Source organism: Alkalicoccobacillus porphyridii, assembly GCF_007293315.1.
Lineage (GTDB): Bacteria > Bacillota > Bacilli > Bacillales > Bacillaceae_D > Alkalicoccobacillus > Alkalicoccobacillus porphyridii.
The window spans coordinates 1-379 of record NZ_VLXZ01000075.1 but is presented as its reverse complement, the minus strand read 5'-3'; the positions used below and the strand labels follow the sequence as shown (position 1 = coordinate 379).

At 47.5% G+C, this 379-nt stretch carries 1 protein-coding gene; it reads left to right on the top strand.

Annotated features, from left to right (window positions below; genetic code table 11):
- Nucleotides 1-136 precede the first annotated feature (136 nt).
- On the top strand, nt 137-379 hold a 243-nt coding region (locus FN960_RS23585), incomplete at its 3' end, for a hypothetical protein (RefSeq protein WP_221936833.1).

The following is a 379-nucleotide window of genomic DNA, read 5'->3' as shown; positions in this document are numbered from 1 at the left end:
AAAAATGAAAAGAGCGCCTCTTATAACAGGACTTTTGTTGATATCCACATCCTGCGCTTATGCCTCCTCAGGAGGGTGTGGAGCCGATAGCACTAGCGGTGCGACAAATTACAGCAGTGTGGTTGATGATGTTACGGTGAACCAGACAGATAACGTGACAGGACGGGAGTTTACCTCTGCAACGCTAAGTAGCACTAACTGGCAATACGCCTGTTCCTGCTCTGCGGGTAAGGCAGTTAAACTTGTCTATATGGTCAGCCCCGTACTTACCACCACTGGACATCAGACAGGATATTACAAACTCAATGACAGCCTGGATATTAAAACCACATTACAGGCAAACGACATTCCAGGACTCACAACCGACCAGGTTGTCTCT